The sequence below is a fragment of the Microcella sp. genome (assembly GCF_033763155.1).
Taxonomy (GTDB): Bacteria; Actinomycetota; Actinomycetes; order Actinomycetales; family Microbacteriaceae; genus Microcella.
This window is the reverse complement of the sequence record NZ_JANRKZ010000201.1, coordinates 1-8,131: the sequence shown is the minus strand read 5'-3', so window position 1 is coordinate 8,131 and position 8,131 is coordinate 1. Positions and strand designations below refer to the sequence as shown.

11 protein-coding genes are annotated in these 8,131 nt (G+C 67.0%); 6 read left to right on the top strand and 5 right to left on the bottom strand.

The window, feature by feature from the left end:
* Positions 1–137: 137 nt before the first annotated feature.
* From SFU54_RS08605 to SFU54_RS08590, 4 genes are all read right to left on the bottom strand, one after another.
* Positions 138–827 (bottom strand): RraA family protein, encoded by a 690-nt coding sequence (locus SFU54_RS08605; protein ID WP_319015868.1) that lies wholly within the window; start codon positions 825–827, stop codon positions 138–140.
* Between the two features lie 53 nt (positions 828–880).
* Positions 881–2,494 (bottom strand): FAD-dependent oxidoreductase, encoded by a 1,614-nt coding sequence (locus tag SFU54_RS08600; protein ID WP_319015867.1) that lies wholly within the window; start codon positions 2,492–2,494, stop codon positions 881–883.
* Between the two features lie 109 nt (positions 2,495–2,603).
* Complete coding sequence (locus SFU54_RS08595; RefSeq protein ID WP_319015866.1) at positions 2,604–3,248, bottom strand: alpha/beta hydrolase; 645 nt, start codon at positions 3,246–3,248, stop codon at positions 2,604–2,606.
* Positions 3,245–4,213 carry a ring-cleaving dioxygenase gene (locus tag SFU54_RS08590; RefSeq protein ID WP_319015865.1) on the bottom strand — a complete coding sequence of 323 codons (969 nt, stop codon included), beginning with the start codon at positions 4,211–4,213 and terminating at the stop codon, positions 3,245–3,247. The genes SFU54_RS08595 and SFU54_RS08590 overlap by 4 nt, the downstream gene beginning before the upstream one ends.
* 110 nt (positions 4,214–4,323) lie before the next feature.
* Here SFU54_RS08590 and SFU54_RS08585 point away from each other — a divergent pair, with 110 nt between their 5' ends.
* Positions 4,324–4,683, top strand: a complete 360-nt coding sequence (locus SFU54_RS08585; RefSeq protein WP_319015864.1) for a hypothetical protein — start codon at positions 4,324–4,326, stop codon at positions 4,681–4,683.
* A gap of 88 nt (positions 4,684–4,771) precedes the next feature.
* Positions 4,772–4,951: a YegP family protein gene (locus SFU54_RS08580; RefSeq protein WP_319015863.1), complete on the top strand. Its 180-nt coding sequence runs from the start codon at positions 4,772–4,774 to the stop codon at positions 4,949–4,951.
* Positions 4,952–4,956: 5 nt separating this feature from the next.
* Here SFU54_RS08580 and aspS read toward each other — a convergent pair whose 3' ends face one another.
* Positions 4,957–6,285: an aspartate--tRNA(Asn) ligase gene (gene aspS / locus SFU54_RS08575; protein ID WP_319015870.1), complete on the bottom strand. Its 1,329-nt coding sequence runs from the start codon at positions 6,283–6,285 to the stop codon at positions 4,957–4,959.
* A 111-nt stretch (positions 6,286–6,396) separates the two neighbouring features.
* Here aspS and SFU54_RS08570 point away from each other — a divergent pair, with 111 nt between their 5' ends.
* From SFU54_RS08570 to SFU54_RS08555, 4 genes are all read left to right on the top strand, one after another.
* A complete protein-coding gene (locus SFU54_RS08570; RefSeq protein WP_319015862.1) occupies positions 6,397–7,029 on the top strand; it encodes a histidine phosphatase family protein in 633 nt (210 codons plus the stop codon).
* A complete protein-coding gene (locus tag SFU54_RS08565; RefSeq protein WP_319015861.1) occupies positions 7,026–7,151 on the top strand; it encodes a hypothetical protein in 126 nt (41 codons plus the stop codon). Before SFU54_RS08570 ends, SFU54_RS08565 begins: the two co-directional genes overlap by 4 nt.
* The gene (locus SFU54_RS08560; protein ID WP_319015869.1) at positions 7,152–7,631 is read left to right on the top strand and encodes a TlpA disulfide reductase family protein; all 480 of its coding nucleotides are present in this window, start codon (positions 7,152–7,154) and stop codon (positions 7,629–7,631) included. It begins immediately after the preceding gene.
* Positions 7,628–8,131 (top strand): cytochrome c biogenesis CcdA family protein (locus SFU54_RS08555; RefSeq protein ID WP_319015860.1); only part of this gene is annotated, 504 nt, incomplete at its 3' end. The genes SFU54_RS08560 and SFU54_RS08555, both read left to right, overlap by 4 nt.

Below are 8,131 nucleotides of genomic sequence, written 5' to 3'. Positions count from 1 at the left end.
CAGACGCCCTTTCGGTGTCAGATCGGCATTAGCGTGAACCACGAAGACCTCCGGTCTCGATGCGAGTTGTCAGATACCCACATCGTTCCGGAGGTCTTCGCTACTTCACACGTTCACAACGTCCCGGGTCGTTACAGCTAGACCTCGATCGCTCCGCCGCGTTCGGCGAGGTAGCGGCGCAGGCTCAGGTCGGGATCGGCCGCCTGGCGTGCTCGGTAGGTGGCGAAGTCGAGTTGCGCGCGCAAGCTCTCGCCGCCGCGCATCCGCTCGGCCTGTGCGAGTTCGACGGCATGAATGTCGCGAGCCGCCTCCGCAACCCGCGCCCATTCGGCCGCCGCGATCACGATCACACCGTCGTCGTCGGCCGCGATCATGTCGTCGGGCGTCACCTCGACTCCGTCGAGCCAGGCGGTGCGCATTGACCGCCCGGGCGGCGGAACCCGGCGCGGCCCCGGCGGCAGCGCTCCGCGACTGTGCAGCGGGATGCCCATCTCGACGATCTGGGCCGTGTCACGGTGCCGGCCCCACACAATGAGCCCGGCAAGCCCCGCTTCGCGCGCCTCGAGCGTCACGAGGTCACCAACGCACGCTTCATCGTCGCGACCACCGTTGTCGACCACGAGCACAGCGCCCGCGGGGGCATCGTCGATCGCTTCAAGAAACACGTCAACGCTCCCGGCGTGCGTCACGGGCATGGCAGGCCCCGCGATGGGCGCGTGCGGCGCGATCGGGCGCAGTGAGGCCGGGCCCAGTCGCAGGGGCAGGCCGAGCCGCACGCAGGCGTCAGCGAGGGCGGCCGTGGGCGGCGCGGCGTTGTGGGTCGGCATAGCGATTCCCTTCGTTGAGCGGCGCTTCAGACTGCCACACGACGCCGACGGTGTCAGTCGCTGAGCGCCAAGTACTGGTGCGTGTAGGCGATTACCATGCCGCCTTCGCCGACGCCGGCCGCGACACGCTTAACCGAGCCCGAGCGAACGTCTCCCGCTGCAAACACTCCGGGCACCGTCGTCTCGAGCGCGAACGGTTCCCGGCTTTCGCCCCACGCGCCGCTGGACGCGGCGTGCGGCCCGGTGAGGATGAAGCCGTGTTCGTCGCGGGCGATCTCGGGGGGCAACCATCCGGTCTGCGCATCGGCGCCGATCATGACAAACAGCACGGTGGCGGCTCGCCGCGTTGTTGCTCCCGTGGTCTTGTCGAGAATGTCGATGAACTCGAGGTCATCGGGGCCGTGCAGGCCGACGACTTCTGAGCGGGTCTGCACAGTAATCGTGGGGTTCGCCGAGATTTGGTCGATCAGGTAGGTCGACATGCTCGCCGTGAGCGAGTCTCCCCGCACGATGAGCGTGACCGAGGGCGCGTGACGCGAGAAAAAGAGTGCCCCCTGACCGGCAGAGTTTCCGGCGCCGATGATGAAGACATCGTGGCCGTGCGCGAGCCCCGCGTCGCTGCGGGCCGCGCCGTAGTAGACGCCGTTGCCGATGAACCGTTCGATGTCGGGGATGCCCACGCGCCGCCACTCGACGCCCGAGGTCAGCACCACCACTTGGGCCTGCACCTCTTCACCTCCGTCGAGCGTGAGCGTGCGAGCGAGGGGGTTCATGTGCTCGACAGACCGTGTGACGACGATTTCAGCACCGAGGCGCAGGGCCTGCCGCATCGCTTTCGCCGCGAGTTCGTCACCGGAGACTCCGAACGGAAACCCCGTGTAGTTCTCGATGCGCGTCGACGTGCCGGCTTGGCCGCCCGGGGCAACACGTTCGACGACGAGCGTGCTCAACCCCTCGGCAGCGGCGTTCACGGCGGCGGTCAGGCCCGTGGGGCCGCCGCCGACAATGATGACGTCGTACGCGTCGTGCTCGGGAACCACCGCGAGCCCGCCCGCGAGCGCGATCTCGCGCAGCGTGGGGGCGAGCAGTCGACCGCCCTCACGCAACTCGATCACGGGCACATGCTCACTGCGACGATTGTGATTCTCGGGAGCATCGGTGTCGATCGTCTCGAACCGAATGCGGTTGCGATTGAGAAAGGTGCGAACGGAGTGCACGCGTGGGTCGACGAGCGGGCCGATCACCGTCATGTCGGGGGCGGCCGTCTCGGCGGCGATCTCTTTCAAGCCTTCGATGCGCTGCTGGGCTGACGCGCCGACGGTCGCTGCCACCTGGGGCGCCATCGCCGCGAGCGTGAAAAACGTTGCAGCATCCATGCGCAAAACGCGCGATTCGTCGACCGCGCGGTGGCTGGCCGGCAGGGGAGTGCTGAGCATCATGGGCACTTCGCCATAGAGGTCGCCGGGCCTCCGTCGCGCAATCACGCGCTCGACGCCATTGACCTCTTTGGTGAGCTCGGCCGCGCCCGACACCACGATGTAGAGGGCGCGCTCGTCGCCCTCGTGCGCCGCATACTCTCCGGGCTGAAGGTAGATGTCTTCGACTGCGCCCGCCACGAATGCCAATTGCTCGTCGGTGAGGTCAGAGAACAACGAGATGGTGGTCAATTCACCGACGGTAATCACGGCGGCCCTTCGTTCACAACGGGTGTCGTCGGTGTGATGCTAGTGCCCCGCCGAGCCCACGCGCGGGCCATCAGAACCCGCGTTTATGCAGTCACGATTTCCGGCGTGACTCCAGCCAGTGACGAGCACTCTCGAGTTCCGACGCGTCGATTCCGTGTCCGCCGGGGCGCGTGTTCCGGGTGACGGATGCTCCGTGCGCGCTCGTCGTGCGCTCAAGCACGTCGACGCTCGTCGCGGGGGCCATCGGGTCAGCGCCTCCGTTGAGCAGCAGCACCTCGACCCCGGTCAGGTCGCCCATCGGGTCACGATCGCCGAAGGGGTACATGCCCGAGAACGCCACGACGCGCGTGAGCACGCCCGGGTGCAGCAGGGCAGTGGCCAGGGCGATGTTGGCACCGTTGCTGAAGCCGACGGCCGTGAGCGGGGCATCCGTCAGCGCATACTCGTCGCGCGCCGCGGTGATAAACGCGGCCAGTTCGCCGGCCCGGACGATGACGTCGTCGACGTCGAAGACGCCCTCGCGCAGTCGACGGAACCAGCGATTCGCGCCCGCTTCGCTGACGCGCCCACGCGGCGAGAGCACGCTCGCCCGCGGGTCGAGGTGAGCCGCGAGCGCGGTGATCTCGCGCTCATCACCTCCCGTGCCGTGCAGGGTTAGCAGCACCGGTGCGCCCGGCTCACCGGGCGTGAACTGGTGCGGCCACGCGCCGAGGTCGACAGCGGGTAGTGCGCTCATGCCGCGACCTCGGGGTTGTTCTCGTCGGGCACGCGAATGGGAATCACCGCGTGTTCGATCTGCTCGCGTGAGGGCTCAAGCCACGGCGGCAGCTTGAGCGACCGGCCTAGTTCGAGCAGCGGCTCGTCGACATCGAAGCCGGGGGTATCGGTCGCGATCTCGAACAGCACGCCGCCTGGCTCACGAAAGTAGATGCTCGCGAAGTACTGCCGGTCGAGAATCTGGGTGACCTGATGTCCGCGCGAGGCCAGCTCGTCGCGCCACTGTTGTTGCGTGGCTTGGTCGGGCACGCGAAAGGCGATGTGGTGCACGGTGCCACCGGCCGTGAGGCCCGCGGGGGCGAGGCTCGACGCGTGCACATCGACGAGGGCGCCGGGCATGCCGTCTCCTGCCGCGAGGCGCGTGCGGTTGCCCTGTTCGTCGACAATGCGCATCCCGAGGTCGTTGACCATGAGCGCGATCGTGCGGTCGGCGTCGCGCACCGTGAGCACGCTCGAGTGTTGCCCACGGATGGCGTACTCGGCGGGCACGCTCGCCGAGTCCCACGGGTCACGCGGGTCGTCGTCGTGGGTTGCTACCAGCTCAATCTGCAAGCCGTCGGGGTCGTGCACGAGCAAGCGCTCTTCGCTCGATGACGTCGACGTAATGCGAGCCTGCGCACCGACCGCGGCGAAGTGGTCGACCCACCAACCGAGCGAACCCGCGGGAACCGAGAACGCGGTCGAGGTCGACTGGCCCGCGCCAATGCGACCGGGTTGGATGCCGCGCCAGGGGAAGAACGTCATGAGCGTGCCCGGTCGGCCCGCCTCGTCACCGTAGTAGAGGTGGTAGGTGCCGGGGTCGTCGAAGTTGACGGTTTTCTTGACGAGCCGCAGCCCGAGCCCGGTGATGTAGAAGTCGATGTTCTTCTGCGGGTCACCGGCTATCGCCGTGACGTGGTGCAGGCCCTGCGGGGTTGCGGTCATGCTCGATGCTCCTTCGTGAGGTCGGTCGATTATATCTATGCAAACGCATAAACATGCGTGAGCTATTCCCGCATCGGCACTCACTCAGGCTCTCGGCCTACCGTGGCTTCATGCGTTCATCGCTCCGCCAGTTGCTGCGCCGCCCCGCGCCGCCCGCGGAGTACTGCGCGACCTTCGTTGTCATGAGCGCCGTGACGAAGCTGGATGCTCTCGCGATCGTTGCGCTCGCTGTCGACCGACCCGTCGAGAGGCAGCGCACCATGCGCCCGTTCGTCGTGATCGATGGCGACGGCTACCAGAGCGGCGCGTGGGTCGAGATCGAGATTCCCAAGTTTGGCGAGCCTCCGCCCTTGGCGATCGATGTCTACTCGTCGATCAGCGACGACCACGCGCGACTGCAGGCATTGACGCTCATGGCGCGACTTGAGCAGTACACCGGCTGGGGCATCCGCCCCGATTTCGCCGTTTAGGGCTCGTCACACCTGGTGCCGTTCGCCTCGCCCCTTTAGCATCTCGAGAAAGGCGGCGTTCGAAGTCGTCCACAGACAGGAGTGAACAATGAAGTTCGAGATCGTCAAGGGCAAGAGCGAGAAGCAGCCCTACTTCTGGCGCATCGTCTCGGCCAACGGCCAAACGCTCGCCGTGAGCGAGAACTACGTGGCCAAGTCGTCGGCCAAGAGCGCGGTCGAGTCGGTCATGAAGGGCGCTGCCGGCGCCACGGTCGTCGACCTGACCTAGGCCGCCTAGGGAAGCAGTCGGGTCGGTCCGCGGAACAGATAGGTCGTCTCGCGGATCGACCCGAGCCCCAGCATGAGCATGAGCACGCGGGCCAGGCCCATGCCAAAACCGCCGTGGGGCGGCACGCCGTAGCGGAAGAAGTCGAGGTAGAACTCAAGCTCTTCTGGCTCAAGGCCTTTCTCCCGCGCTTGCGCGATGAGCACGTCAACGCGGTGCTCGCGCTGGGCGCCGGTTGAGATCTCGGTGCCGTTGTAGAGCAAGTCGTAGCTGTTCGTGATCGTCGGGTCACCCTCGCGACGCATGTGGTAGAACGGCCGAATTCCGGTCGAGTAGTCGGTGACAAACACGAAGTCGCTGCTGTGGTTGGCCCTCACCCAAGCGCTCAGTCGACGCTCGCCCTCAGGGTCGAGGTCGCCATCGGCGCGCGGAATCTCGTAGCCACCCTCGGCCACGATCTGACGCGCTTCGGCGAGCGGGATGCGCGGAAACGGCGTGCTCGGAACAGTCAGTTCGACGCCGAACGCCGCCTCGATCGCGGCACCGTGCTTCTCAACAACCGCGGTGAAGCCGGCAACGAGCAGCTGCTCGTGCATCTGCATGACGTCGTCGTGCGAGTCGATCCAGCTGATCTCGGCGTCGATCGAGGTGAACTCGGTCGCGTGGCGCGAGGTGAACGAGGGGTCGGCCCGGAAGGCCGGAGCGATCTCGAACACCTTGCCGAAGCCCGCCGGCTGCGCCATCTGCTTGAAGAACTGCGGGCTCTGCGCGAGATAGGCCTTCGTCTCGAAGTACTCCATCTCGAAGAGCTCGGCGCGGCTCTCTGAGGCGCTCGCCATGAGCTTGGGCGTGTGAATCTCGATGAAGTCGCGCTCGACCCACCAGGTGCGCAGGGCGTGCTCGAAGGTCGTCTGAATCTTGAAGATCAGCGAGGCCTCCGGGCGACGCAGGTCGAGAAAACGCCAGTCGAGGCGCTTGTCGAGGCTCGAGTCGTCGGCGATGGGGGTCTCGGGCAGGGCCTCGCTGACCACCTCGAGGGTGGCGATCTTGACCTCAATGCCGCCGAGCTTGACGCGCTCATCGTGCTTGAGCTCGCCCGTGACGCGAATCATCGTTCCGTGGGCGAGGGCGCCGATCGTCTCGGTGAGGGCCGCGGCAGCGATCTCGTCGGCCGAGGCAGTCTCGTCGAGGTCTCTCGTTGCCGGGTTGACGAGCTGCAGCGCCCCCGACTCATCGCGCAGGATGACGAACTGCACCTTTTTCTGGTCGCGAACGGTCTCGACCCACCCGGCCACCGTCACGGGGCCGTCGGGGAGAGCAGAGAGCTGAGATATCACGGTGCGAGTCACGAGGGTCGAGTCTACCGGCGGGCTGGCGCTCAGCCGGGCCCCGTGTGACCGAGTGCCGCTCTCAGCGGTCGCAATGCCACCGAACTCTAGACTGAGGCCATGCCGGCCGACCTCGTCCACCTCGTGCGCCACGGCGAGGTGCACAACCCCGACCACGTGCTCTACGGGCGACTCGAGGGCTTCGGGCTCAGCGACCTCGGGCACCGCATGGCCGCAGCGGCCGTGACGGGTTTGGCGGGGCATCCCGTGACCGCGCTCTTTGCCAGCCCGCTGCAACGCGCACAAGAGTCTGCGGCTCCGTGGGCCGAGGCGTTCGGTCTCGACATTCGCACCGAGCCGCGCATCATCGAGCCCACCAACCGTTTTGAGGGCAAGCGCATGAATGCCCGCACCCTGGCGAATCCGCGCCACTGGCATTTGTTGCGCAACCCGCGCGTGCCCACGTGGGGCGAGCCCTTCGCCGATGTCGCCGCCCGCATGCTCGCCGCCATGACCGATGCCCGTGAGGCCGTGGACTCCGGCGACGTGGTCATGGTCAGCCACCAGTTGCCCATCTGGATGGCCCACCGCGCCCTCGCCGGTGAGTCTTTGCACCACGACCCACGCAAGCGGCGCTGCTCGCTCTCGAGCATCACGTCCTTCGCGTTCGTCGACGGTCGCTTTACCGAGGTGGGCTATCAAGAACGCGGCGCTGCCCTGCTCGCCGACGCGACCGACTTGGGGGCCGTGTGACCAGCCGCACCACTCGTTCCGCTCTCGTGGCGATCGCTCTCGTGGGCGTCACCGTGCTGACGGGATGCACCGCCAATGACGACCTCGCGAACCAGTACTGCGAGGGCACGGGCCAGGGCTAAATCTCGGGCGACGGCGCCTACACCGTCATTGCAGCGGCCGACCGCGGCGAGCCCGTTGCGTTCTCGGGCGAGATCGAGTCGGGCGAGACCGTCACGAGCGACGATTACCTCGGCGACGTGTTGGTCGTGAATTTTTGGTACGCCGGATGCCCTCCGTGCCGTCTCGAAGCCCCCGACCTTGAGGCGCTCGCGCAGCAGTTCGCCCCCGATGGCGTGAGCTTTCTCGGCGTCAACATCTACGACCAGGCGCCGACGGCGATGTCGTTCGCCGAAGAGTTCGGCGTGACCTACCCCTCGATTCTCGACGTGAATGACGGCAGCGTGCGGCTCGCGTTCGCCGGCCAAGTCGCGCCGACGGCGACTCCCACGACGCTCGTGCTCGACCAGCAGGGCCGCGTGGCCGCCCGCATCTCGGGGCTCGTGAGCGAACCGAGCGTGCTGCGGTCGATGATCACCGACGTGCTCGCCGAAGCATCGTGAGCGTGCTCGGGGGCGTGAGCGCCGCATCCGTCAATCCGATCGGCGAGATTGTGCTGAGCGGCAACCTGTTGCTGGCGCTGCCGATCGCGCTCGCGGCGGGGTTTCTCGCCTTTGCCTCTCCCTGTGTGCTGCCGCTCGTGCCCGGCTATCTCGCCTACATCGGTGGGGTGACGAGCAGCGCCGAACTCGAACAGAAGCGCGGGCGACTGCTGCTGGGCGTCGCCCTTTTCGTGCTGGGCTTCAGCGTCGTGTTCGTGAGCTTCTCGATCGTGTTCGCGACGGCGGGGCTCGTGCTGCTGCCCTGGATCGACCTCATTACGCGCATTGCGGGCGTCATCGTCATGCTCATGGGTCTCGTGTTCATCGGGCAGGTGTCGTTTATGCAACGCTCGCTCGCGCCGCGCATCCAGGTCGCCACCGGGCTGGGCGGCGCGCCGCTGCTCGGAGTCGTCTTCGGGCTCGGCTGGGCGCCGTGCATCGGCCACACGCTCATCGCCGTC

Excerpts from the sequence above, each read along its gene's own strand:
- SFU54_RS08605 (WP_319015868.1), bottom strand. The coding sequence starts at position 827 with ATGCCGACCCACAACGCCGCGCCGCCCACGGCCGCCCTCGCTGACGCC.
- SFU54_RS08595 (WP_319015866.1), bottom strand. The coding sequence starts at position 3,248 with ATGAGCGCACTACCCGCTGTCGACCTCGGCGCGTGGCCGCACCAGTTC.
- SFU54_RS08590 (WP_319015865.1), bottom strand. The coding sequence starts at position 4,213 with ATGACCGCAACCCCGCAGGGCCTGCACCACGTCACGGCGATAGCCGGT.
- SFU54_RS08585 (WP_319015864.1), top strand. The coding sequence starts at position 4,324 with ATGCGTTCATCGCTCCGCCAGTTGCTGCGCCGCCCCGCGCCGCCCGCG.
- SFU54_RS08580 (WP_319015863.1), top strand. The coding sequence starts at position 4,772 with ATGAAGTTCGAGATCGTCAAGGGCAAGAGCGAGAAGCAGCCCTACTTC.
- SFU54_RS08570 (WP_319015862.1), top strand. The coding sequence starts at position 6,397 with ATGCCGGCCGACCTCGTCCACCTCGTGCGCCACGGCGAGGTGCACAAC.